Below are 24,479 nucleotides of genomic sequence, written 5' to 3' on the forward strand. Positions count from 1 at the left end.
TTGTCTTATTGGACTTAATCAATATGGTTCAAAGAATAACGTTATAAATTTAGCTATATTGTAAATACTATAGATGATCTACACTACTTCTAAACTAGATATTTTAGGAAAAACATTTTTGGGATGATTCGTTCAGTGAAGATCAAACTTCCAGCTTTTTTTCAACCTCACCCGGATGATCCAGGCAGTACTGAAGCTGCCCCTTATCAAGCTGTTTCTCCCAATTGGCCACTACAACAGTAGCCACAGAATTTCCAATAACATTCGTTAATGCACGGCACTCACTCATGAACTTATCAATTCCTAAGATTAGCGTCATTCCGGCAATAGGAATCTCAGGAACTACCGCCAATGTTGCTGCCAGTGTTACAAATCCAGCACCGGTAACGCCTGCGGCTCCTTTTGAACTTAACATAGCTACCAAAAGTAACATCAGCTGTTTTTCAATAGGAAGATGAATGTTTAAAGCCTGAGCAATAAAAAGAGAGGCCAGGGTCATGTAAATATTCGTTCCGTCAAGATTGAAAGAATACCCTGTAGGGACTACAAGACCTACGATTGCCCTCGAACAGCCTGCTTTTTCAAGTTTTTCCATGATTCCCGGTAAAGCAGACTCTGAAGAGCTGGTACCCAGAACGAGAAGAAGTTCTTCTTTAAGGTAAAAAATGAGCTTAAAAATATTAAAACCGTTATACCACGCTACAGCTCCCAATACCAGAACTACAAAAAGAATAGAAGTAATATAGAATGTAGCAACCAGAAATATAAGGTTCAATACAGAATGGAGCCCATATTTTCCAATCGTAAATGCCATTGCTCCAAAAGCACCGATGGGGGCAAGCTTCATGAGCATATGAACAATTTTAAATACCGGAGTTGACAGATCCTGTAAAAAGTCGGTTACTTTTTGACTTTTCTCTTTGGTTAAAACCAGCGCAACACCCATTAAAATTGCAACCAAAAGAACCTGAAGGATATTTTCACCCACCAAAGGACTGAATAAAGTCTCCGGAATAATATTCATAATAAACCCTGTAAGCGTTGACTCATGGGCTTTTACCTGATATTGTGAAACGTCACCTGAAAGAGTAGCAGGATCAATATTCAAACCATGACCAGGCTGTAAGATATTCCCCACAAATAAGCCAATGATAAGAGCAAGAGTTGAAAATGTGAAAAAATAGATCATTGCTTTTATGGCAATTCTTCCTACTTTTTTCAGATCGGTCATATGGGCGATTCCCAGGGTGAGGGTTATAAAGATCACCGGAGCGATAATCATTTTTACCAATTTGATGAATCCGTCCCCAAGGGGTTTCATCTTTTCTCCCAATTCAGGATAGAAATTTCCAAGAAAAATACCGGCAATTATTGCTATAATAACCTGGAAGTAAAGCTGATTGTATATTTTTTTTGCTTTCAAAGAACAGTCGTTTTGTTTTTTTAAGGGCGAAAATTAAGAAAATTTATCTAAAAACATGACAAATGTCATTGAAAAGAATCTGTAGAGAAAATTTATCTATGGATAAACTCATCTAAACATTGTAGTCGAGGAAATTTGGAAAAAAAATATGTCATTTGTCAAAAAATATTCCTCAAGTCCTTCAAAAAAAGGATAGAAGGAAATTTTGACACGTCAAGTTTTGTCGCTATTGCCATTTACATTTGTTTTTAGAAAGGTTTCAGAAAAGAAAACAACTAAAACATAATTTTATGGAAAAAAAAATTGACGAAGAAAGCAAACGAATACTTCGAGGAAGCCGTATCATACAATTTGCAGGGCTTGAAAAAGGAATTTATGGAAGTGGTAAAGACCATTTTGAAGGGATAAGACCCAACAAAATATTTGATGAAATTTCCAATGAGCACGCATTAAACACACCTTTTGGAAAAAACAGTGCTTTTTATAAACCTACAACTGAAGATTACGATGCTTTATCTAAAGATTTTTATACAGGTGGAATTAATTATGAACTTCTTGTAAAAGATTTAAAAGAAAAATTAGGACTGATAAATAGCTTTTTATTTGAACCAGAAAAATATTTGTTGGAAGATAAAACCATTTATTCAGGCTCTTCTTCATTTAATGCTCCTGTATTCAGCAGTATTAAAAATAACAAACCTTTTGTATATAAAAAGAACGATAAAGAAACTCAGGCTGTTTTTGATGTATCCAAACTGAATACCAGAAAAAACTTATTGAGCAACTCTTACAATTTTGGGATTTATTTTGATAACTATAAAGTAACCTATAATCTTAACTTTATCTATAAAGATGGAGAGGATAAGAAGTTTTCTGATTTACAAACAGATGCAACAGAAAGTCCTTATGATTTCAAACTGAATGATGAATATATTGCAATAAAGCTTTATACTGGGAATGCAGAAACTTTCATTGAATTTTTGAGAATTATAAAAGGTAATTCACAAGCCGAGCAAATGAAAAATGATATTATCCTAGATTATAAACATTTTTTTGCAACGGCTAAAAGCAACCCTGATATTATTGATGCCTTATATGAAAATATTCCTGATTTTGTCTTGGAAGCTCTTACCGATGAAATACTTTGGAAAGATTTTGTCTCTCTTTCTGAAAAAGCTATTGATACATCTGGGACAAATGAAAACCTTTCGGTTATTAATTTGTTAAAAGGTGTAAAAAATGGTGTTTGGTGGAGCATACAAGTCAATAACAATCCTAACGTAGTAAGAAAAGTTTTGAATAAACTCAAAGCCGGCTATCTTGAAGATTTCATTATTGCATTGACAAAAGTGGGAATTAATGCATGGAAAAATTCTGATTACCAAAATGCGATAACCTATTCTCTCGAAATGAAAGACACATTGAAAAATGGTGTTGTTGAAAACAGATTTGTGTATTGGAGCGGATTTTTGGAAAAAGAGAAGAAATTTGAAGTCGGTTTTACCATTCATTCTTATGAAAATGGGAATCAAGCTCCTTCGGAAAGTGGTTCTGAAACATTAGGGATAAATGATGCCTTTACTCCATTGAGAATACCAGATGATAAGGAAGATTATTTCATACCTACAATTGTTGCTAATTATTTTACTGAAAAACAACTGGCTGAAGACCGATGGACGGTTTTGGAAAATATTGCAGCTGCTTTATTACCTGAGTTTGAAGCGAGTGCTTTTAGAAGTTTTTCTTCTTTAGCTTCAAAATTAAGATATTCCAAATATTTAAAGGTTTTGGGAGAAAATCCTGCTTTTCAGAAAATATTAGTTGAACTTTCCAACACAAGGTATATGGCAAAATATTTATCTTTGGAAGAAGAAACGGCAGTAAGGCTTTATACATCAGGATATTATTCTGGTTTAAACAGAGCTTTAAGAGGAGAAGTTGCGATAACAGAAGAATATAAAGCATTTAAAGAGTTGCTCAATAATGCTTTGAAGAAATTACCAAAAACAAGCTCGTCTACTTTTTACAGGTTAGAAAAAATGTCTCCTGAGATGTTGAGTAAAGAATATGCAATAGGTAAGACAATTGAAAAGAAAGGCTTTACATCTTCTACTTATGATTATATGGCTGTTGAAGAAATGATGGTTGATGATGTAGGATATAATGTTTTTATAAAAATTACGGGAAAAAATGGCAAGAACATAGAAACTGCCTCATTATTACCCGCTGAGCGAGAAGTGCTTTTTAGAAGCAATACGAAGTTTATTGTGGAAGACATAGAGAAAATTAAAAACCCTACTAACGGAAATGATATGTTTAAAATAACGATTAGCGAAAAATAAAATGGAAAAGCAAGAATTATTAAATAAGAAAATTAGTCGAGCTGAAGAATTAAGACCTATTATTTTAAAAGGTTTTAAAACCGAACAAGAGTTAGAGCAGTACCATTCTGAAAATGCTCATCTTTATGAAGAATATAGAAAATTATCACAAGAAATCAGAACATTGAAACTGGAATTAATGACACCCGAAGAGAAGTTAGAATACTATCGCCAAAAGGAACTTGCTAAAGAGAAGTATAAAAAATCTGATTTGAGCTAGTTATGATTTAATCTGACCATAGTAAAAAATGATTGGTTCTACAGTAATATCAAGGTAAAACCAATCATTTATATTTATAAAATTTTAAATAAGTTTGATATAAAAAAACTCCGGCTTGATTCTAAAAAGGTTTTCACCCTTTTTAGAATCAAGCCGGAGCTGTAGCTGTATATATAATTGGGTTAATCGTAAAATAATGATTATTCCACCGCTACAGAATCGTCTCCGCGGCCGTCTGCTACTGCATGAATGTTTCCATTCTCGTCAAGGACAATCATTTCTGTTTTTCCAATATATTTTATCTTTTCAATGACGTAATTCTTACTTTTCAGTTCAGAAATAGTACTTTCAGGAAAGTTATTTTCTACCGTGATAGTTTCTGGTAGCCACTGATGATGGAATTTGGGTGCATTGACTGAAAGATTGGCATTCAGTTTAAAATCCACAACATTGACAATAGATTGGTACACCGAAGTTGGAATTGTAGTACCCCCTGGAGTTCCCACTACCATATAAGGTTTTCCATTCTTAAGAAGAATAGTAGGAGTCATGGAAGAAAGCATTCTTTTATTCGGTTGAACAGAATTGGCTTCTCCTCCTACTGCTCCAAACATATTGGGTACGCCCGGTTTGATGGAAAAATCATCCATTTCATTATTTAAAAAGAAACCAGCTCCTGAAACCAGTACTTTACTGCCGTAATACCCATTAAGAGTTGTTGTTACAGAAGCGGCATTTCCATCCTTGTCAAGTACGGAGATATGGGTGGTCTGCATAGATTCTTTAGGCTGTGCTATGATCTTACCGACTTCTGCACTTGGAGTTGCTTTATCAAAGCTGAAACTTTTCCATCTGTTTTTCAAATATTCATCAGAAATCAGATAGGCAGTTTTATCCTGAATAAAATCTGGATCTCCCATATATTCCGCTCTGTCTGCGAAAGCTCTTCGTTCTGCCTCGGCCATAATCTGAACGGCCTTTGTAGAGTTTTGCTGATATTTTTCAAGGTTTTCAAAACTTGCCATTCTCAGCATTTGGGCAAGAAGGACTCCGCCACTTGAAGGTAAAGGCATCGTTACAACATCGTTTCCTTTGTAATCGAATTCAAGCGCTTTTCTCTCTGCAACTTTATAGTTTTTAAGATCTTCCAGCGTTATGATTCCGTTTCCTCTTTTCATTTCAGCCACCAGAAGCTCTGCAGTTTTCCCTTCATAAAAACCTTTTGGTCCTAATTTTTGAATGAGTTTCAATGTTTCGGCTAGTTCTTTTTGAACCAGCAGATCTCCAGCTTTCCACGGAGCATCTTTCACAAAAATAATGGAAGACTTATTATGTCTCTGAAATTTTTCTCTCTGATTATTCAGCATTTCAGCCTCCTTGTCTGTGATGGTAAATCCTTTTTCCGCCAGATCAATTGCAGGCTGAATAATTTTTTCCATAGGCAGTTTACAGTACTTCAGCGTAGCGAAAAATCCTGCCACACTTCCAGGAATACCCACTGCCAGTCTTCCGTTTTGAGAAAGGTCTGTATCTGCTTTTCCTTTTTTATCGATATACATGTCCCTGGAAGCCTTTTTTGGAGCGGTTTCCCTGTAATCCAGTGTGAATTTTTCTCCATTATTTTTTACACCTACCAAAAATCCGCCCCCTCCGATATTTCCTGCCTGAGGATATACAACAGCAAGGGCGTATTGTGTAGCTGTAACAGCGTCGTAGGCATTTCCGCCCATTTTTAAGATTTTGGCCCCCGCTTCACTGGCTAAAGGGTGTGCAGAGACTACAACGCCTTTGTTTTTGACCTGTACCTCTTTGATAATATTGAAATTTGTAAACTGTGACCAGGAAAAACTATAGGCGAGAAGGGTTCCAACTAAAAATACTTTCTTCATAAAAATTACAGGTTTAAAACAAAAATATCATTTTTAAAATAAAATCCCAATATCAAGAGAGTAAATAAAATAAAGAAGATTTCGTTAATTTATAAAACTATCAATCATTAAGTTGTTTTATTGTTTATTTTGTATTTAAATAAGATAAATATGTTTAAATATTTTCTAAAATTAATTATTTGTTGATTATTGTGTTTTTTATAAATGGTAATTTATATACATTTGAAAAAAATACGCATGAAAAAAAATTACCAGAAAATTGTTTTAGTGGGAGCCCTGTTTTTTATTTCAGCAAATGCTGTGGCTCAAACTAATGATTCATTAAGTATTAAGACTGTTGAGGAGGTGAAGATTACTGTCGGTTCCAGAAATAAAGCCAGAGTAGCAACGGATACACCAGTACCGGTAGATGTAATTAATATCGGTTCACAGTCATTATTAAGTCCACAAACTGACCTTAATCAAATTTTGAATTACGCTGCACCTTCTTTCACTTCAAACTCTGCAACCGTAGCAGATGGGACAGATCATGTGGACCCTGCGCAATTAAGAGGATTGGGACCAGATCAGGTGTTGGTTTTACTCAATGGAAAAAGAAGGCATACTTCCTCACTGGTTAATATTAATGGTTCACCCGGAAGAGGATCTGTAGGGACAGACTTGAATGCTATCCCGGCGTTTGCTATTGAAAGGCTGGAGGTATTGAGGGATGGAGCTTCAGCGCAGTATGGTTCTGATGCTATTGCCGGAGTGATCAATGTCATCATGAAGAAAAATACAAATACTCTGACTTCAGCAATTACAGTCGGAGGATTTAATTCTAAAGGATCAAATGACCATTCCGGAGGATGGGACGGAGGGAAATACCAGCTTGACCTTAATTATGGTGTAAATCTTGGAAAAAATGGTTTTATAAACTTTACAGGTGGTTTGATGAAAAGAGATGATACAAGAAGAGCCAATGCCAATACTTCCAATATCTTTAATGCTTATAATGCTGTAGAACAGCGGGCTTTACAAAATGGAGTCAATATTTCCTCCCTGTTTTCAAATATCAATAATACCCCAAATTCTAATCAAATTCTGAATGATATTAAGCAATATTCTCAAAACGTTTCCTATTTTACCACACAGCAATTAAACCAGATTCAGAATGCAAATACCATTTCTGCGATGCAGTCTGCATTGAATTTTGATGTCACTAATAATGAATTGGATTACAGAGGATTGACCAGAAATGATTTTAATATGAGGGTGGGGCAATCCAAGCTTACCAGTGGTCAGTTATTTGTTAATTCCGAATTTGAAATTGCTTCCGGGGTGAGAGGATATGCTTTTGGAGGCTATTCTTACAGACATGGCAATGCTGCAGGATTTTACAGATTACCGAATCAGAACAGAACGTCTACTTCTATTTATCCCAATGGGTTTTTACCGGAAATATCTTCTGATGTTATTGATGTTTCTTTTTCTGCTGGGTTTAAAGGAAAATTAGGCAGGGTGAATTACGACATCAGTAATACTTTCGGAAAAAATACGTTTGATTATACGATCGAAAATACCGCCAATGCAAGTATGAGATATCCAAGTAAAACCAGCTTCGACGCAGGAGGGCTTGGCTTTTCACAAAATACCATCAATGCAGATTTCGATACCAAAGTGGATTGGTTAAAAGGATTTAATGTAGCTTTTGGTGGAGAGGCCAGATTTGAGAATTTTAAAATTACAAATGGGGAAGAAGCCTCATGGGCACTGTATGATGTTAACGGAAATATTCAGACCCCGACAACTCCTGCAAATATGAAACCTACAGATTTCTTTGGAAACAGCAGACCGGGAGGTTCTCAGGTTTTTCCGGGTTTCAGACCGGAAAATGCATTGAGTAAAGGAAGAAACTCTGTTGCTCTTTATGCTGATACAGAATTGGATATTACAGACAAGTGGCTTGTAAGTGCGGCATTAAGATATGAGAACTATTCAGATTTTGGTTCTACATTTAATTATAAAATTGCTACTCGCTATAAAATCACTGAAACCTTCAATTTCAGAGCCGCTCATTCTACAGGATTCAGGGCGCCTTCTTTACAGCAGATGTACTTTAACTCCACTTCCACTCAATTTGTAGGAGGAGTTCCTTTTGAAGTGGGAACTTTTTCAAATGATTCCAATGCCGCTAAAATTCTGGGGATTCCGCAATTGAATCAGGAAGAATCTAAGAGTTTTTCTGCTGGTTTTACGGCTAAATTTCCGGATGCTAAACTTAGCGTAACTTTAGACGGATATTATACTAGAGTAAATAATAGAGTTGTACTTACTGATCAGTTTTCAAGACCATCGGGAACTTATGCAGATGGAACTCCTTTAAGAAATTTACAACTTGCTTTTGATGCAGCCAATGCTACAGCTGCTACATTTTTTGCCAATGCCATTGATACTCAGACAAAAGGTGTGGAAGGAGTAATCTCTCATAAGACTCATTTAGGAAGTGTTTCGCTAAATTCAGATTTGGCTGTTACTGTTTCTAAAACAAACAGGGTTGGAGATATTCATGGTTCAGATGTTTTAATACAGGCTGGGCAGGTTAATAGATATTATTCGGAAGCAAGCCGTGTATATGTTGAAGAAGCTATCCCAAGATTTAAAGCATCTTTAAATAATTCATTGGAAATAAATAAATTAAGCTTTCTTTTAAGAAACGTGTATTTTGGTAAAGTGACGGATCCTAATGTGGTTGATGTAAATGGGGACGGAATTGTTGGGGCTCAAGTTATCAACGGACAGGCTGTAGAAACAGAACACCCGGTTTGGGGAGGAAAAGTTATCACAGATTTTTCTGTGGGATACAATTTTTCAAAATCGTTTAGGCTGACCATAGGAGCAAATAATATCTTCGATATTTATCCTGATAAAAACTATGGGCCTGTAGCAGCCAGAAGAGCAACAGGAGTAGATGCTAACGGGAATGTTGTGTATTCTGCAACTCCAAGCACTATCGATTTGTCAAATTCTAATCAGTTTGTTTATTCCAGAAATGTTTCTCAATTTGGGATGAATGGAAGATTTCTTTTTGCGAGAGTGAATCTTAATTTTTAATCAATATTTTTCTTAGGATGATAAAAGGTATACGAAAGTGTACCTTTTTTATTATGGTTGGCATGTTTTTTTTACTTTTGTACAATTCTAAAAAAAATCTGAAAAATGGAATCCTATACGGAAAGAATACTGATTACAGGTGCCTTGGGACAAATCGGCACAGAACTGACAAACAGACTTGTTGAAATCCACGGAGCGGAGAACGTTGTCGCTTCAGGATTGGACAGATGGCAGGAAGGAATTACTTCCGCCGGACACTATGAAAGAATGGACGTTACCAACACTCAGTTGGTAAGACAGGTGATCCATGATTATGAAATTACGACAGTGTACCACTTAGCTTCGCTTTTATCCGGGACTTCGGAAAAGCAGCCTATTTTCGCGTGGAAACTGAATCTTGAACCACTGCTTCATTTTTGTGAAGTGGCGAAAGAAGGGCTTCTTAAAAAGATCTTCTGGCCGAGTTCTATTGCTGTATTTGGAAAAGGAATTCCAAAACATGACGTAGGACAGGATGTAGTGTTGAATCCAACAACTGTTTACGGAATTTCGAAAATGGCAGGGGAGAAGTGGTGTGAATACTATTTCGATAAATATGGGGTGGATGTAAGAAGTATCAGATATCCTGGATTGATCTCATGGAAAACTCCTGCAGGGGGTGGAACGACTGACTATGCTGTTGAGATTTTTTACAAGGCAATAGAAGATGGAAAATATACAAGTTTCATTTCTGAAGATACAGGAATGCCGATGTTGTATATGGATGATGCCATCAATGCAACTCTTAAATTGATGGATGCTCCAAAAGAAAGTGTAACGGTTCGTTCTTCTTATAATTTGGGTGGAATGTCTTTTACTCCAAAAGAATTGTCAGAAGAAATCAAGAAAGAAATTCCTGATTTTGCCATCGATTATAAGCCAGATTTCAGACAGGCAATTGCAGATTCATGGCCAGCTTCTATTGATGATTCAGTCGCTAAAAAAGACTGGGGATTGACGTATGATTTCGGAATTTCTGAAATGACAAAGGACATGATCAAGAATTTGAAAGTAAAATTAGGAAAGGATTAATTATATAAAGTAATACTTTAATTAGATATTTCTTTAACAATTGATTTTTAATATTTTATATAATTTATCTAAACTTTAATTTAAATGGTATTATTGACTTTTAACATCACATGTATTGAAGCTGAAGTGAAAAATGGCTCCCAAATTACCGATGAAGAGAGACTAAAAATTACAGAAGATAATACCAAAGCAATTCTTAGAATTTTAGATATTCATGATATCAAATCAAGTTTTTTTGTTGAGGTTTCCCTTACTGAAAAACTTCAGAATTTAATAAAAGCAATTTCATCCAAAGGGCATGAAATTGCTTTTTATAATAAAGACTCCAATCCTGAAGAAATTGAAAAAGCCAAAAAAAATATTCAGGATCTTCTGGAAAAACAGATCAGGGGAATTCGTCAGAAAGATGTAAAAGTTCCGCAGGAAAATTTGAAGCTGATGGAATTTAATTATGTCTCCAATATCGATAATGCGAATATTCTTTTCCCTTTCAAAAGACTCAAAAGAGATACCGAAATTACAGAAGAGGATGGGCTGAGTATTGTTCCGGAAAGCATCTCTCCTTACAGCCAGCTGCCCTATAATGATTTTGTATTTCAGATCCTGCCGATGAAGTATTATCAGAATATGGTTTTGGAAACTTTGCAGAATGAAGAATTTGTTTTGATCTATCTAAACACCTGGCAGTTTACAGATTTTAAGAGATATCGTTTTGATATTCCTTTTTACCGAAGCTTATTTTCGGGCAAAAAAATGGAGGACAAATTAGATGCCCTCCTTACTTTTCTCAATGACAGGGAAATGGCTACTTCCCGTATGAAAGATTATATTTTTTAGGTGATAGGTGATAGGTGATAGGTTGCAGATATTAGGTTGCAGGGATTAGGTTGCAGGGATTAGGGAGAAAATTCAAGGTTTAATGTTATGTAGCACGTAACTTGCACCCCGAATCTCGCATCCCGAAGCCTGGACCTCTAACTCAGCTCAAAAAGAGTAATCTCCGGTAATACACCCACTCTTCCCGGGTATCCCAATACACCAAATCCTCTGTTTACATACAGTAGTTTTCCTTCACTTTCATATAAATCTGCCCATTTTGGGTAACGGTATTGTACCGGTGACCATTTTACATTTTTAAGATCTAAACCAAACTGCATTCCATGTGTGTGTCCGGAAAGGGTCAGGTGGATGTTTGAAGGGTGCTTTTTTACTACATAATCAAAGTGGGTAGGGTCATGGCTCATTAAGATCTTAGTAGCAGATTCAGGAACGCCTTTTAAAGCATCGTCAATTTTACCAAACTGCGGAAAAGGTTTTAAACCCCAGTTTTCGACGCCTAAAATGTAGAGTTTCTCGCCATTTTTTTCAATTACCCTGTGTTCATTTCTTAACATATCAAAACCAGCCTGCTTTTCATAATCGATCAGGGTGTCCAGATTTTTCTTTTTAGCATCAGGGGATCCCCAGGTTACGTAATCTCCATAATCGTGGTTTCCTAGGACGGCAAGTTTACCATCTTTAGCCTGAATTTTTGAGAATAAAGGAATAAAAGGTTTGAACTCATCCGCCACATTATTCACCATGTCTCCGGTAAATAATACCAGATCGGGCTTCTGTTCGTTGATCAGATCAATAGCGTGCTGTAATTTGCTTGGATCAGAGAAACTTCCGCTATGAACATCAGAAATCTGAATGATTTTGTATCCTTTGAAGCTTTTTGGAAGGTTGGCGAAATTAACTCTTACTCTTCTTACGGTGTGGCGATATTTACCAAAAGTAATTCCGTCTATGAAAAGAGCCGAAAGAACGCCTCCCATTCCCAAACCTACAATGCTCAGAAACTTCCTCCTTTCCGGGAAGAAATTTTCCGATGGTTGGGCAAAACCTATCAGATAGCCTCCAATTCGGATGATATCATCAATTAATAAAAACAGAATCACGAAAACTTTTGGAAGGATGAAAATTAAAAATAATGAAATCATGATCTGAGCCCTTACCATACTTCGGTCTGACCTTTGGTAATGAGTGACTTCATAGGCGAAAATTCCATACACGGCTAACGAAATTACCCAATATCCGATTTTGATCCAGGAATTGTCAGTAAGAGTTCTGATAGCCTGATAAATATACACTTCCAAAAACAGGAAGATTCCCGCGATGATTAAAAAATTCTTTTGCATGTTCTGGTCAAAAAAAGCACAAAGAAAAACTTCCCTGTGCTTTTTATATTTTTTGTTTATTAAATATTATTAAGGAAATCTGTAAACGATAGCATTGATGTTCATTCCGGCACCTACCGAAGTCATAACAACGTTACCTTTTTCTTTAAACGATTGACCTGCCATTTTTCCTTTAATTATTAAATCATACATGGTAGGAATGGTTGCTACAGATGTATTTCCAAGGTCCTGAATGGTCATTGGAGAGATGGCGTGATCGTATTCTTTCACATCATAAAGTCTGTGAAGTCTTTCAATCATCGCGTAATCCATTTTAGCGTTAGCCTGGTGGATTAAGATTTTGTCTATATCTTCAATAGAAAGACCTGCATCTGTAATGGTATCTTTAATAGCATCCGGTACATTTTTAAGAGCGTATTCGTAAATCTTTCTTCCTAACATTCTTACATAAAGGCGCTTCTGATCTGCTTCTTTATTGATGGAAGGCTGATTTTCAAGGTAATTTAATTCCGGTCCGTTATCGCAAATCGTGTTGTGGGCAATAATTCCTACATTCTCTTCGTCTGTTGCTTTTACCACTACTGCTCCGGCACCATCAGCAAAGATCATTCTGTTTCTGTCATAGGGATCTGTTACTCTGCTTAAAGTTTCAGCGCCGATGACAAGAATGGTTTTGGCAACCTTAGCTTTAATTAAATTATCAGATAAAATCATAGCTTCTACCCATCCAGGACATCCGAAAACCATATCATACGTTACGCATTTTCTGTTTTTGATCCCCAGTTTATTCTTCACTCTTGCTGCCATTGTTGGCATGAAGTCAGCGTATCCGTTTTCAGTAACTTCTCCGAAATTACTTGCATAGATAATGTAATCTAAATCTTCACCATCTACTTTTGCATCTTCAAGGGCAATTTTTGCAGCTTCATAACCGATTTGTGAGTTGGAAAGATCATCCTCAATGAACCTCCTGTTTTCGATTTCTGTAATCTCTACAAATTTCGCAATGGTCTCTTCCACAGGCTTTTCAATCTTTACTCCGTCTTCAGTATAGAACTCGGAATTCATAAAGTAATCTCTACCAATAACTCTGTTCGGGATATAAGATCCAGAGCCAATAATGATCGTATTCGGCATTCGTTTATATGATTTTTTTAAAGATGCAAAGTTAATAATTAATATTAATAACAGAGAATTAAAAATATTATTAAATTTGCAAAAATTGTACTTTACAATCTATGAAAAACAACTCGTCCTTAAAAGGCTTACTTATTGCAGCTGTGGCGTTTATCGTTGCCTTTGGGATCTACTTCCTTTTTTTAGCCAAGAAGAATTATTATGTGGTAGATAATCCTACCCCGAATACGTATTACTTTAAGATCAATAACGGATCTGAAGGCGTGATTTCAGCGGGGCAGTATGTGCATGTGGATTTGAATAAAGGTAAAAACTCTATTCAGGTTTTTGATCAGAATAAGAAAATGCTGTACGATTCGGCATTTGAAGTGAATAAACTTCGTGGTCTGATCAATATTACCCATCAGGATTACTACGTAAACGAACAGTATTACGGATATAATCTTAAAAAAGATTCGTTATTGGCGAAGCTTGACAAAACAGTCATTGACGGAAAAGATTATTACGGAGGAGCAAAACGCTTCAACAAGCTTTATACAGAAGGTTTTTACTACAATGTAGATGAAGACTATGATAAAGTGATCAAGAATATCCAGAAAGTGGAATCAAGATCTAAGATCTTCAGGAAGCAGGATTACCTAAATTATTACAAAGAATATTACAAGTTTTAAGTTTTGACAAAAGATATCACCAAAGTTACTCCCTACAATTCAGAGGCTACAAAAAAGAGCCAGGTAGAGGATATGTTCGACAACATTGCACCGAAGTACGACCTTCTGAACCATGTTTTATCCATGAAAATTGACGTTTTGTGGAGAAATAAACTGGTAAGATGGATGAAAAATGATAATCCGCAGGAAGTGCTGGATGTGGCTACAGGAACGGGAGATCTGGCAATTACCATTGAAAAAGGAACCGGTTCTAAGGTAGTTGGTTTAGATTTATCACAACAAATGCTGAATGTTGGCGTTATTAAAATAAAAAAACTTAAATTAGACGGCAAAATTTCCATGCAAAAAGGAGATGCTGAAAATCTACCTTTCGAGGACAATAGATTTGATGCTGTTTCCGTTGCATTTGGAGTAAGGAATTTTGAAAACCTTCCCAAAGGTTTAGCAGAGTTAAGAAGAGTAGTTAAAGATAACAAAAGTGTTTATATACTGGAGTTTTCAAAGGTTGAGGGTTTCATGGGGCCATTTTATATGTTTTATTTTAAAAATATATTACCTGCCATTGGCAAGTTGGTTTCTAAGGATAGTAGGGCGTATACATACCTTCCGGATTCTGTAAATGCTTTTCCTTTCGGGGAGAAGATGAAGCAAATTCTTTTAGATACGGGATTTAAGAAAGTTGAATATAAAAAATTAAGTTTAGGTATAGCCACAATTTATAAAGCAACAAAGTAACCTATGAATAAATTTCTATTAAAAGCACTGGTTTTAACCTCAGTAAATGTTGCCGTCTTTGCAAACGCGCAATTCAGAACCCGAAACAGAATGGATAAGTTGGAAGATTTCGACGAGCAGAAATTTAGTTGGGGGTTTTATTTGAACGGGAACAGACTGGATTACCGCATTGTTTTGCATCCAAAATATGGGATGAATGATAATGAAAACCTTGTCACATCCAAGGAAAGTTATAGTTTCGGTGCCGGGCTTATTGCAAAATGGAGACTGAACGATTATCTTGATGTAAGGATAGAACCGGGGTTACAGTTTGCACAAAGACAGTTGACTTTTAATACTCAATCCAATGACATCTATGCAGGGGGATCTTTGACGAATCCTGCTTTTATGCCGTTCCCTTTACAGGAAAAGGATAGAGTAAGAGAAATTAAATCTACTTTGATTGATATTCCGGTACTTTTGGAACTTCATGGGCAAAGATGGTACAATTCAAGGCCTTACGTTGCAGCAGGGGTGAACTATGTAGTAAACCTTCAGTCTAATGCAACTTCTACAGATGACAATATGCAGGGAATCTACAGATCTACAACGCATAATTTTGCTTGGTCTGCAGAGATGGGAATTCAGTTCTATTTCAACAAGTTTAAACTGACTCCTGCCATCAGAGGAACATTCTTCATGAATAATGAGAAAGTGGCGGATAACGCGACTACACCTCCTTACTGGGCTTCTGCAATTTCTACGTTACAGACAAGAGCAGTAATGTTCGTTCTGAAATTTGAATAAAAAAATATTTCATTAAAAATACACAGGAGGGGCATTAGCACCTCCTTTTTTGTTGGTATATCAAAATATAGAGCGTTTTATTTTTGTTAGTGTTATTATTTTTTTATTTTTGCTTCTAGTTAGAATATACAAACCTGAAATGCTTCAAGATTTAGAAAACAATTTTTCAGAATTAGAGCGAAAGATTTTGGCTCTGCAAAAGAACTATAAAAATCTTACTGAAAATTTAAAAGAATTAAATAGTGAGCATGAAGAGTTGAAGAAGAAGTATGATGAAGAAAGGAGAAGAAATCAGGTATTAGCAGAAGAACAAAAAAATATAAAACTTTATTCAGCAATATCAGGAAATCCTGAACACAATAGATTAATGAAAAACCATATCAACCGATTGGTAAAAGAAATTGATTTCTGTATTGCTCAGCTTCAAAACAGTGGATTATAATGGAGATAAGGAGAATAACCGTCAACATTGCAGGAAGAGTATATCCGCTGAACGTACCGGCAGCAGAGGAAGAAACTTTGCGTAAAGTAGGGAAGCAGATCGAGAATATGATTAAAGATTTTGAACAAAACTTCGATGTAAGAGATAAACAAGATGCTTTGGCAATGTGTGCCCTAAAACTGGGAACCAATGCAGAAGTAGTTTCTCTTAACTACGAAAAAAATATTAATTCTACCAACGAAAGATTAGTGCAGATTAATCAATCGTTGAATGAAGTCGGGAAATAGATTTTTTTCCTGAGAAATTACTGCCTACAATAATTCTAACACATTAAAGGTAAACTCAACGCTAAACAATTACCGAACAAATGTCCATCGAATGGCGTGCCGGATTCCGGATTACAGACAGTGGAAATCAGTTCAAATCGTGTTGATTAGGAGTTTACTCTCAATCCCTGGATTATTGTAGGCTTTTTTATTTGGATATGAAGACAATTAAAACTCAATATATATTATGACAACAGCCATTATAGCCGGCGTTATCTGCTTAGTTATTGGGGCGATAATAGGGATGTTTTTCTCTAAAAGCTCACTGAATACTAAGGCAAAATTTATCATAGATGATGCAACAAAAAATGCCGAAAACCTTATAGAAAAAGCTAACGTACAAGCCGAATCCATAAAGAAAGAAAAGAACCTTCAGGCAAAAGAAAAATTCCTGGAACTGAAATCTCAACATGACGCAGATATTCAATCCCGTGAAAAGAAAATGCAGGAGGTTGAAAAAAGAACCAAAGACAAGGAACATAAGCTGAATGACGAGCTTAGCAAGACTGGAAAACTTGAAAAAGATTTAGATAAGCAGATTGGAGATTACGCTAAGAAGAACGAAATTCTGGAAAGAAAACAGCAGGAATTAGATGTAGCTACCACTAAGAAAGTAGAAATACTTGAAAAAATATCTAATTATACCGCTGATGAAGCGAAAGCAGAATTGGTAGAAACCATGAGAGCTGAAGCCAAAACAAGAGCTCAGGCACACGTTCAGAGCATCATGGAAGAAGCTCAGATGAATGCTAAAAACGAAGCGAGAAAAATCGTTATCCAGACGATCCAAAGAATCGGAACTGAGCAGGCTATCGAAAATTCAGTATCAGTATTCAATATCGAGTCTGATGAAGTAAAAGGTAGAATTATCGGTAGAGAAGGTAGAAATATACGTGCTTTAGAAGCTATAACAGGAGTAGAAATTATCGTTGATGATACTCCGGAAGCGATCCTTCTTTCATGCTTTGATCCGGTAAGAAGAGAAATCGCAAGACTATCCCTTCACAGATTGGTTACCGATGGTAGAATTCACCCGGCAAGAATCGAAGAAGTAGTTGAAAAAACAAAAAAACAGATCGAAGAGGAAATCATTGAAGTAGGGAAGAGAACGATCATTGATTTAGGAATCCACGGATTACACCCTGAGTTGATCAAAATCGTAGGAAGAATGAAATACCGTTCTTCTTATGGACAAAACTTACTACAGCACTCAAGAGAAGTAGCAAACATCGCTGCAACAATGGCTGCTGAATTAGGATTAAACGTAAAATTAGCAAAAAGAGCAGGTCTACTACACGATATCGGTAAAGTTCCTGAGCAGGAATCAGAATTACCACACGCTCTATTAGGGATGCAGTGGGCTGAGAAATACGGTGAAAACCCTGAAGTAGTAAACGCGATTGGAGCTCACCACGATGAGATTGAAATGAAATCGTTATTATCTCCGATCATTCAGGTAGCCGATGCGATCTCAGGAGCAAGACCAGGAGCAAGAAGACAGGTACTGGAATCTTATATTCAGAGATTGAAAGACCTTGAATCTGCAGCATTAAGCTTCGAGGGAGTATCCAGCGCTTATGCAATCCAGGCTGGTAGAGAACTAAGAGTAATGGTAGAGAGCGGAAAAGTAAATGACGAAGTCGCTTCTCAACTTTCTTACGATATCTCTGAGAAAATTCAGAATGAACTGACTTATCCGGGACAAGTAAAAGTAACAGTAATCAGAGAAACGAGAGCTGTGAATATTGCCAGATAATAATCAGAAAAAGATATTTTATAAAAACCTTTCAAGAAATTGAAAGGTTTTTTATTTTTATCAAAACTTAAAAATGCAAGAACTGTCCTTGTCTTCAAAACTGAAGTACATTTTCTCTATTCCCGTTATTATTTCTGCCTTAGGCTATTTTGTGGATATCTATGACCTCCTTTTATTCGGAATCGTTAGAATACCGAGCTTAAAAGCATTAGGGCTTAATCCCGATGCGGATGGAACCTTTATTCTGAACTGCCAGATGATAGGGCTTCTTATCGGAGGAATTTTCTGGGGAAGCCTTGGTGATAAAAAGGGAAGGCTTTCTGTTCTTTTTGGCTCCATCCTCGTTTATTCTTTAGCCAATATTGCCTGTGGATTCCTTCCTTACTTTCCAAAAGAGCATCTCGTATATCAATATGCGGGTTTAAGGTTTATTGCAGGAATAGGACTAGCCGGAGAGCTTGGAGCAGGAATTACATTGGTTTCTGAAAGTCTGCCGAAGAATCTAAGAGCAATCGGAACCTCAGTGGTAGCCGGTTTTGGATTAATGGGAGCAGTGGTGGCTCAGCTTACGGTAGAATTGGCCGGAGGATGGAATATCTCTTATATCATTGGCGGAATAATGGGAATCCTGTTATTACTGCTGAGAATAAGTGTATCCGAATCCGGAATTTATAAAAATATCGTTCATAAAAATGTCTCAAAAGGGAATTTCCTATCCTTTTTTACCAATAAAGACAGATTGGTAAGATATTTAAAATGTATTGCGGTAGGATTACCTACTTGGTACTGTATAGGGATTCTGGCCGTTTTAGCCAATCAATTTGCCCCTGAATTGGGAATCAAGGACATCAATCCCGGAAAAGCAATTATGTGGGCCTATATAGGGATTTCTGTTGGTGATCTATTGAGTGGTTTTATTTCTCACGCTTTAAAATCCCGTAAAATGGCCATTTTCTACATGCTGATCTTTACGGTTATCGGGGTGGCAGTTATGTTATTCGGTAATACCAATACAGAAACAAAATATTATTTGTTCTGCGTATGGCTTGGGTTTGGAACCGGATATTGGGCTATGTTTGTGACACTGGCAGCAGAACAGTTCGGAACCAATATCAGAAATACAGCAACGACAACCGTTCCCAATATGGTAAGAGGGCTTGTACCTGTTATGATTTTGGCTTTTGATTCCCTTAAAGGTCATTTCCCGGTTGTAGAAAGTGCTGCTATAGTAGGAGTCGTAGTTTTTGGACTCGCATTTTATTCTTCGCTTACGATCTCAGAAACCCACGATAAAGACCTTGAGTTTACAGAATAATTTAAATTGTTTAAAAAACGAGAATAGGATATTTCTTATTTTGAATATAATAATTCAGTTAAAATCAACAAATTATTAAATTTTATACTAATTTTTGTTGCGAGTAATTAATATTTGTTTAACTTTGGGAGACAACTAAAACTAATTTATCTAATTAAAACTAAATCACATGAACGCAATCAAAAATGCTAAAAAGCTAGGAAAACAAGACTTGAAAAATATTACTGGAGGAATAAGCGGTAAGCCAGATTTATCTCTTTGCGGATGCAGCTGCTCAGGATCTGTAACAGGCCCTGAATATTGCTCTCAATATATGGGTTGTCTACAGGTTTATACTTGTAACCAGTCTGCAGTATAAAAAAATTATTTCAATACGAAATAAACATTTCCACATTTAATATGCAGAACCCTCTTGATTTCAAGAGGGTTCTGCTCTTTTAATGGATAATATAAAAGAGACTGCCAACACTTATCGTAATCCAAAGGATCACAGCGGTGAGTAAAGGTTTTAATCCTATTGACTTCAGCGTCTGAAGAGAAAGAGTAGAACCAATGAAAAATAAGGTCAAGTTCAATCCGGATTTTGCTACAACAGTTATTGAAGTACTGAAACGGTCAAAAAATGGGAAATACGTATTCAAAAGAATGGCCAGAATAAAATAACCGATGAACCAGGGTATCTTTATTTTTGAGTCTTTAGTTTTAAAAATAAACATGGTAATCAATGAAATTGGGATAATCCACAAGGCACGCGCCAGCTTTACGGTAGTTGCTATTTTCAAAGCTTCATCTCCATATTTACTTGCGGCCCCTACCACAGAACTTGTGTCGTGAATACCTACTGCACACCAAAGGCCAAACTGCTCCTGAGAAAGATTCAGTAGATGCCCTATGGCAGGATAGACAAACAAAGCAATAGAATTTAAGGTAAAAACGATAGCCAGTGCAAGTGAAATCTGTTTCGTGCTTGGTTTGATAATAGGAGATATCGCTGCAATGGCGCTCCCTCCACAAATAGCTGTCCCTGCAGAAAGGAGATAGGATAAAGGTCTTTCCAGTTTAAATATTTTTCCAAGAAAATAGCCCAAAACCATTACTGTAACAATACTTAGAACAGTCAGCATCAATCCTGTTTTTCCAGCGTGAAGTGCTTCATCGAGCTTCAGTCCGAATCCCAGCCCTACAATTGAAATCTGCAGCAGCAAATGAATATAATGATGAAGATGCTTCTCAAAAGGATTTCCTATAAAAACAGCCAGGGCAAAACCTAAACCTAAAGCAATGGGTGAAGATATAAGTGGGGTAAGGCACAGAACAGCCAATACAATAAAAAATACTTTCCGTGTCATTTCATTTTGAATGAAATTTTTCATAATGCGAACTTTTAAAATCTGCATCAAAATTCCGGAAAATACTATTACAAAGTAAATCGTATTTTGTTATGTTGGATAACTAAAAGTTATAAGTAATAAAAGATAAAAGATCTTATCGTTACATTTTACTCTTTGCTTGACTATATCAATAGGGTTGGGCTTTAGCCCAGCCAAATAAATTAAAAAAAATCCATTGGCTTCAGCCAAAACTTAAAAGCTTTGTATGTTTTTAATAACAATGCTAAAAAATAATAGGATTTTTCTATTATTAATAGATTTACATCATAAGGAGACTACTCTGCAAATCTCAGGAAAAGCTTGATCAGTTCAGACTGTTCACCCTTAGGAAGAATAAAGTGGAAATCTCTTTCAATACTGAAGTTTTTAATATCAATAACAGTCAGGATATTGTTTTTCAATTCGTTCAGAATTGTACTGATAGAAAGGAATGCCATACATTCGGAGTGGAGAAGGTAGTTTTTGATACTTTCACTGCTTCCCAGCTGGATTACCGTATTTAATTCATTGATATTGATTTCTTTCTCCTTCAGCCGGTTTTGTATAAACTCAAGAGTCCCGGATCCCTGCTCCCTGAAGATCAGATCGAGCTGATAGAGATCTTTTACATGTAAGGTTTTATGAGCAAGAGGGTGATCTGATTTTGCGGTCAGGACAATTTCATCAGGTTTAAAAGTCTTATATTCAAAATAAGAAGACTGAGATTCACCTTCAATAATACCCAGATCAATTTTTTCTTCTTTTAAAAGTGTAGAAATCGCCTCCGTATTTCCGGTAAGAAGTTCGATCTTAATATCTTTATAATAAGTATTGAATTTTGCTAAAATTTCAGGTAAAATATACTGTGCAACAGTTGTACTTGCCCCGATAATCAGTTTTCCTTTATGCTGCTGATTGATTTGGCTGATTTCAAATTCCATGTCGCGGTAGACATTTCTTATCTTTTCAGCATGTTCATACAGAATCTTTCCGCTTTGAGTCAGCTGGATAGAAGTTCCTTTACGATCAAATAACTTGACACCTACCTGAATTTCAATTTCTTTAATGTGTTTAGTAACAGCGGGTTGTGAAATATGAAGCTCTTCTGAAGCTTTAGTGAAACTTAATCGGGATGCTACCGTATGGAAAACTTTTAGTCTGTAATCGAACATGGGGGTAAAATTACGAATTATAGTTGGAAATGGAGAAGGTGGGTGAGAGAGTTTGAGAGTGGGAGGGTTGGAGAGTGATGAGATGCGAGATACGAGTTTCGGGGTTTTTGAGTCTGAGGGTTTGAGAGATCCGGGATCCGGGATTCGAGGTTTGTGGTTTTAAGTTTGAGGGATTTTGGGTTTCAAGGTTTTATAAGTGAAGAACTAAGAATTAATAAAAACTAGCATCCCGCAACCAAGAACAAAATAAACAAATAACTGTGACCTCGCATTTCGCATCCTGAATCTCGTAACTCGTAACCCGCGCCACGAATCCCATAACCCTTTATAAAAAATCTGAAACTGATTGATCCTGCTGACTTTCATACCTTCTGTTCTTAGCTTCCCCGATTTTCTGTTTCGTATAAATACTGTTGTGACCGGAAAGAAGATAAGAAACAACACAGGCAATAGCCACATACACTCCGCATTCTGCCCCGAATAATTCAATTCCCATCAGCATACAAGCCAAGGGCGTATTGGTAGCTCCGGCGAAAACTGCTACAAATCCCATTCCTGCCAATAATCCAAATGGCAACGGAATAAAAAGAGATAAAGCACTGCCTAATGCAGCTCCGATAAAAAATAAAGGAGTGACTTCTCCACCTTTGAATCCGGCGGAAAGGGTAATGATCGTAAAAATCATTTTTAAAGCAAAATCATACAAAGGAAGCTGTTTTTCAAAAGATTCTACGATCACAGGAATTCCTAATCCGATGTATCGGGTGGTGCCCATCGCAAAAACAGCTAACGCAATAATAATTCCTCCTACAACAGGACGAAGTGGAGGGAATTTAATTTTTGATTTGAAAACAGATCCCATCCAATGAATGATTTTACTGAAAGCCGCAGCACAGATTCCGAAAGCAATTCCTGCCAGAATACTGTAGAGAATTGGTAAAAACTCAAGTTTTGGGATAAAATCAATATGATAATGGGTGTGTTTTACATTCCAGAGATTAGTAGCCCAGTCTGCAAGAATAGCAGAGGCAAAAGCAGGAAAGATGGCATTATACCGTATTCTTCCGATCAGAAAAACTTCAAGACCAAAAACTGCTCCGGCAAGTGGGGTCCCAAAAATAGAACCAAATCCGGCAGCAATAGCAGCAATGATTAGTATTTTTCTTTCATTTCTATCCAGTTTAAAAGGCTTGGTAAGCTGATCCGCTATAGCACCGGCCATTTGGAGTGCCGTTCCTTCACGACCGGCAGATCCTCCGAATAAATGGGTTACGATGGTTCCCAGATAAACAAAAGGAGCCATTTTAAACGGAATCATTCCTTTGGGGTCATGAATTGTATCAATCAACAGATTATTTCCGGCTTCAACATCTTTTCCGAAGTAATGATAAAGGAGTCCTATCAGAAATCCGCCAACAGGAAGTAATGCAATTAGCCAGAGATTATTTTCCCTGAAATTGGTTGCCCATTCCAATGATTGAAGAAACCCTGCGGAAGCTGTTCCTACCAAAGCACCTATAATAATGCTGATACACAGCCATTTTAAAATATAGGGCAGCGCTGGAAATTTTCTGAAGAAAAAATAAGTGTGAAAAATTGCTTTTTTACCAAGTGTCCATTGCTTTTTTGACATAATATACCTGATTAGTTATTGGTTAATAATCTATTAATCAGGCGTCATCAGCTTTTGTAAAGCGGTTGGGTAAGGAAGAACACCATTTCCTTTTGATACTGCAAATATAAAAAGAATTTGTTTTTAAAAAGAATTTTTTTGCTGCTGGTTTTTTTTTGTTTCAGGGTTAGGGCTACGAGTTATATTCGTTGCGGGTTACGGGTTACGGGTTGCGGGTTAAGAGTTTCGGGTTATATACCCACAACATTAAACTCTCAAGCTCTCGAATCCTCAAACCCTCAAATACTCCCACTCTCAAACTCAAACTTCAAAATCCCGAACCTCGCATCCCTTACAAAAAAGGTTTCATTTCATCCTCAATCTGGGTTCTCAGGTCCATCAGGCGTTTAGCATATATTTCCTGCTGCTTTTCCTCTTCAGTTGTTGGGATCCATTTGGGTACAGGAAGTTTTTTACCATTTTCATCCACGGCAACAAAAACGATGATACAATGGGTTTTTTTCTCAAAATTGGGCTGTTTTAGGTTTCTTGAAAACACATTGATCGCAATATGCATGCTTGAAGTTCCGGTATAGATCACCTGGGCATCTACTTTTACCACTTCCCCGATTTTGATGGGGTCATAAAAACGGATTCCGCCTACATAAACTGTGACAGAATAATTACCACTCCAGGTTGTCGCACACGCATAACCCGCCTGATCAATCCATTTCATAACGCTTCCTCCATGTACATTTCCTCCGTAATTAACATCTGAAGGCTCTGAAATAAACTGAAACGTAATAGGCTTGTTCTGCATCTTTATAAAATTTTAATAAAGTTATTTAATAATTTCCAAAGTTTTAGATTAAATCCTACTTTTGAAAGACGAAACTTTCA

Annotated in this window: 21 protein-coding genes and 1 riboswitch; of the genes, 13 read left to right on the plus strand and 8 right to left on the minus strand. The window is 36.5% G+C overall.

Annotated features, from left to right (window positions below; genetic code table 11):
- Positions 1-142 precede the first annotated feature (142 nt).
- Positions 143-1,423, minus strand: coding sequence for a dicarboxylate/amino acid:cation symporter (locus C1634_RS07090; RefSeq protein WP_103232394.1), 1,281 nt, complete (start codon positions 1,421-1,423; stop codon positions 143-145).
- Between the two features lie 290 nt (positions 1,424-1,713).
- Between C1634_RS07090 and C1634_RS07095 the strand changes: the two genes are divergently transcribed.
- Positions 1,714-3,765, plus strand: coding sequence for an ADP-ribosyltransferase domain-containing protein (locus tag C1634_RS07095; RefSeq protein ID WP_123921415.1), 2,052 nt, complete (start codon positions 1,714-1,716; stop codon positions 3,763-3,765).
- Position 3,766: 1 nt separating this feature from the next.
- Positions 3,767-4,024 carry a hypothetical protein gene (locus C1634_RS07100; RefSeq protein WP_103232397.1) on the plus strand — a complete coding sequence of 86 codons (258 nt, stop codon included), beginning with the start codon at positions 3,767-3,769 and terminating at the stop codon, positions 4,022-4,024.
- A gap of 200 nt (positions 4,025-4,224) precedes the next feature.
- On the opposite strand, the gene ggt is transcribed toward C1634_RS07100, so the two are convergent.
- On the minus strand, positions 4,225-5,913 hold the full coding sequence (ggt, locus tag C1634_RS07105; RefSeq protein WP_103232398.1) for a gamma-glutamyltransferase: 1,689 nt from the start codon (positions 5,911-5,913) through the stop codon (positions 4,225-4,227).
- A gap of 237 nt (positions 5,914-6,150) precedes the next feature.
- Between ggt and C1634_RS07110 the strand changes: the two genes are divergently transcribed.
- The 3 genes from C1634_RS07110 (at position 6,151) to C1634_RS07120 (ending at position 10,914) form a co-directional block, all read left to right on the plus strand.
- Complete coding sequence (locus tag C1634_RS07110; RefSeq protein ID WP_103232399.1) at positions 6,151-9,006, plus strand: TonB-dependent receptor plug domain-containing protein; 2,856 nt, start codon at positions 6,151-6,153, stop codon at positions 9,004-9,006.
- A 105-nt stretch (positions 9,007-9,111) separates the two neighbouring features.
- Entirely contained in the window at positions 9,112-10,077 is a 966-nt protein-coding gene (locus C1634_RS07115; protein WP_103232400.1) for an NAD-dependent epimerase/dehydratase family protein, read from the plus strand.
- A gap of 84 nt (positions 10,078-10,161) precedes the next feature.
- Entirely contained in the window at positions 10,162-10,914 is a 753-nt protein-coding gene (locus tag C1634_RS07120; protein WP_109738133.1) for a polysaccharide deacetylase family protein, read from the plus strand.
- 137 nt (positions 10,915-11,051) lie between these two features.
- Here C1634_RS07120 and C1634_RS07125 read toward each other — a convergent pair whose 3' ends face one another.
- Entirely contained in the window at positions 11,052-12,257 is a 1,206-nt protein-coding gene (locus tag C1634_RS07125; RefSeq protein WP_103233994.1) for a metallophosphoesterase, read from the minus strand.
- 69 nt (positions 12,258-12,326) lie between these two features.
- Positions 12,327-13,394 carry a 3-oxoacyl-ACP synthase III family protein gene (locus C1634_RS07130; RefSeq protein WP_109738134.1) on the minus strand — a complete coding sequence of 356 codons (1,068 nt, stop codon included), beginning with the start codon at positions 13,392-13,394 and terminating at the stop codon, positions 12,327-12,329.
- A 101-nt stretch (positions 13,395-13,495) separates the two neighbouring features.
- Here C1634_RS07130 and C1634_RS07135 point away from each other — a divergent pair, with 101 nt between their 5' ends.
- The 8 genes from C1634_RS07135 (at position 13,496) to C1634_RS07170 (ending at position 19,783) form a co-directional block, all read left to right on the plus strand.
- Complete coding sequence (locus tag C1634_RS07135; protein ID WP_103233996.1) at positions 13,496-14,065, plus strand: hypothetical protein; 570 nt, start codon at positions 13,496-13,498, stop codon at positions 14,063-14,065.
- A gap of 3 nt (positions 14,066-14,068) precedes the next feature.
- Positions 14,069-14,800 carry a bifunctional demethylmenaquinone methyltransferase/2-methoxy-6-polyprenyl-1,4-benzoquinol methylase UbiE gene (gene ubiE / locus C1634_RS07140; protein WP_103233997.1) on the plus strand — a complete coding sequence of 244 codons (732 nt, stop codon included), beginning with the start codon at positions 14,069-14,071 and terminating at the stop codon, positions 14,798-14,800.
- Positions 14,801-14,803: 3 nt separating this feature from the next.
- The gene (gene porT, locus C1634_RS07145) at positions 14,804-15,586 is read left to right on the plus strand and encodes a type IX secretion/gliding motility protein PorT/SprT (RefSeq protein WP_103233998.1); all 783 of its coding nucleotides are present in this window, start codon (positions 14,804-14,806) and stop codon (positions 15,584-15,586) included.
- Positions 15,587-15,725: 139 nt separating this feature from the next.
- On the plus strand, positions 15,726-16,028 hold the full coding sequence (locus C1634_RS07150; protein WP_109738135.1) for a hypothetical protein: 303 nt from the start codon (positions 15,726-15,728) through the stop codon (positions 16,026-16,028).
- The gene (locus C1634_RS07155) at positions 16,028-16,315 is read left to right on the plus strand and encodes a cell division protein ZapA (protein WP_103233999.1); all 288 of its coding nucleotides are present in this window, start codon (positions 16,028-16,030) and stop codon (positions 16,313-16,315) included. The genes C1634_RS07150 and C1634_RS07155 overlap by 1 nt, the downstream gene beginning before the upstream one ends.
- A gap of 226 nt (positions 16,316-16,541) precedes the next feature.
- Positions 16,542-18,110, plus strand: coding sequence for a ribonuclease Y (gene rny, locus C1634_RS07160; protein WP_103234000.1), 1,569 nt, complete (start codon positions 16,542-16,544; stop codon positions 18,108-18,110).
- Between the two features lie 73 nt (positions 18,111-18,183).
- A complete protein-coding gene (locus C1634_RS07165; RefSeq protein ID WP_103234001.1) occupies positions 18,184-19,425 on the plus strand; it encodes an MFS transporter in 1,242 nt (413 codons plus the stop codon).
- A 169-nt stretch (positions 19,426-19,594) separates the two neighbouring features.
- Positions 19,595-19,783, plus strand: a complete 189-nt coding sequence (locus tag C1634_RS07170) for a hypothetical protein (protein ID WP_103234002.1) — start codon at positions 19,595-19,597, stop codon at positions 19,781-19,783.
- 79 nt (positions 19,784-19,862) lie between these two features.
- Here the strand turns inward: C1634_RS07170 and C1634_RS07175 are convergent, their stop codons facing one another.
- From C1634_RS07175 to C1634_RS07190, 4 genes are all read right to left on the minus strand, one after another.
- The gene (locus C1634_RS07175; RefSeq protein WP_103234004.1) at positions 19,863-20,798 is read right to left on the minus strand and encodes a YeiH family protein; all 936 of its coding nucleotides are present in this window, start codon (positions 20,796-20,798) and stop codon (positions 19,863-19,865) included.
- Positions 20,799-21,091: 293 nt separating this feature from the next.
- Complete coding sequence (locus tag C1634_RS07180; protein ID WP_109738136.1) at positions 21,092-21,967, minus strand: LysR substrate-binding domain-containing protein; 876 nt, start codon at positions 21,965-21,967, stop codon at positions 21,092-21,094.
- A gap of 325 nt (positions 21,968-22,292) precedes the next feature.
- Positions 22,293-23,600 carry a voltage-gated chloride channel family protein gene (locus C1634_RS07185; protein ID WP_185145118.1) on the minus strand — a complete coding sequence of 436 codons (1,308 nt, stop codon included), beginning with the start codon at positions 23,598-23,600 and terminating at the stop codon, positions 22,293-22,295.
- Between the two features lie 31 nt (positions 23,601-23,631).
- A riboswitch (Fluoride riboswitch) is annotated at positions 23,632-23,699 on the minus strand.
- A gap of 232 nt (positions 23,700-23,931) precedes the next feature.
- On the minus strand, positions 23,932-24,399 hold the full coding sequence (locus C1634_RS07190) for an acyl-CoA thioesterase (RefSeq protein ID WP_109738137.1): 468 nt from the start codon (positions 24,397-24,399) through the stop codon (positions 23,932-23,934).
- Positions 24,400-24,479 lie beyond the last annotated feature (80 nt).

The sequence above is a fragment of the Chryseobacterium viscerum genome, from assembly GCF_002899945.2.
Classification (GTDB): Bacteria; Bacteroidota; Bacteroidia; order Flavobacteriales; family Weeksellaceae; genus Chryseobacterium; species Chryseobacterium viscerum.

Excerpts from the sequence above, each read along its gene's own strand:
- C1634_RS07175 (WP_103234004.1), bottom strand. The coding sequence starts at position 20,798 with ATGAAAAATTTCATTCAAAATGAAATGACACGGAAAGTATTTTTTATT.
- ggt (WP_103232398.1), bottom strand. The coding sequence starts at position 5,913 with ATGAAGAAAGTATTTTTAGTTGGAACCCTTCTCGCCTATAGTTTTTCC.
- C1634_RS07110 (WP_103232399.1), top strand. The coding sequence starts at position 6,151 with ATGAAAAAAAATTACCAGAAAATTGTTTTAGTGGGAGCCCTGTTTTTT.
- C1634_RS07115 (WP_103232400.1), top strand. The coding sequence starts at position 9,112 with ATGGAATCCTATACGGAAAGAATACTGATTACAGGTGCCTTGGGACAA.
- porT (WP_103233998.1), top strand. The coding sequence starts at position 14,804 with ATGAATAAATTTCTATTAAAAGCACTGGTTTTAACCTCAGTAAATGTT.
- rny (WP_103234000.1), top strand. The coding sequence starts at position 16,542 with ATGACAACAGCCATTATAGCCGGCGTTATCTGCTTAGTTATTGGGGCG.
- C1634_RS07130 (WP_109738134.1), bottom strand. The coding sequence starts at position 13,394 with ATGCCGAATACGATCATTATTGGCTCTGGATCTTATATCCCGAACAGA.
- C1634_RS07100 (WP_103232397.1), top strand. The coding sequence starts at position 3,767 with ATGGAAAAGCAAGAATTATTAAATAAGAAAATTAGTCGAGCTGAAGAA.
- C1634_RS07190 (WP_109738137.1), bottom strand. The coding sequence starts at position 24,399 with ATGCAGAACAAGCCTATTACGTTTCAGTTTATTTCAGAGCCTTCAGAT.
- C1634_RS07135 (WP_103233996.1), top strand. The coding sequence starts at position 13,496 with ATGAAAAACAACTCGTCCTTAAAAGGCTTACTTATTGCAGCTGTGGCG.
- C1634_RS07150 (WP_109738135.1), top strand. The coding sequence starts at position 15,726 with ATGCTTCAAGATTTAGAAAACAATTTTTCAGAATTAGAGCGAAAGATT.
- C1634_RS07180 (WP_109738136.1), bottom strand. The coding sequence starts at position 21,967 with ATGTTCGATTACAGACTAAAAGTTTTCCATACGGTAGCATCCCGATTA.
- C1634_RS07165 (WP_103234001.1), top strand. The coding sequence starts at position 18,184 with ATGCAAGAACTGTCCTTGTCTTCAAAACTGAAGTACATTTTCTCTATT.
- C1634_RS07155 (WP_103233999.1), top strand. The coding sequence starts at position 16,028 with ATGGAGATAAGGAGAATAACCGTCAACATTGCAGGAAGAGTATATCCG.
- C1634_RS07095 (WP_123921415.1), top strand. The coding sequence starts at position 1,714 with ATGGAAAAAAAAATTGACGAAGAAAGCAAACGAATACTTCGAGGAAGC.
- C1634_RS07125 (WP_103233994.1), bottom strand. The coding sequence starts at position 12,257 with ATGCAAAAGAATTTTTTAATCATCGCGGGAATCTTCCTGTTTTTGGAA.
- C1634_RS07170 (WP_103234002.1), top strand. The coding sequence starts at position 19,595 with ATGAACGCAATCAAAAATGCTAAAAAGCTAGGAAAACAAGACTTGAAA.
- C1634_RS07185 (WP_185145118.1), bottom strand. The coding sequence starts at position 23,600 with ATGTCAAAAAAGCAATGGACACTTGGTAAAAAAGCAATTTTTCACACT.
- C1634_RS07120 (WP_109738133.1), top strand. The coding sequence starts at position 10,162 with ATGGTATTATTGACTTTTAACATCACATGTATTGAAGCTGAAGTGAAA.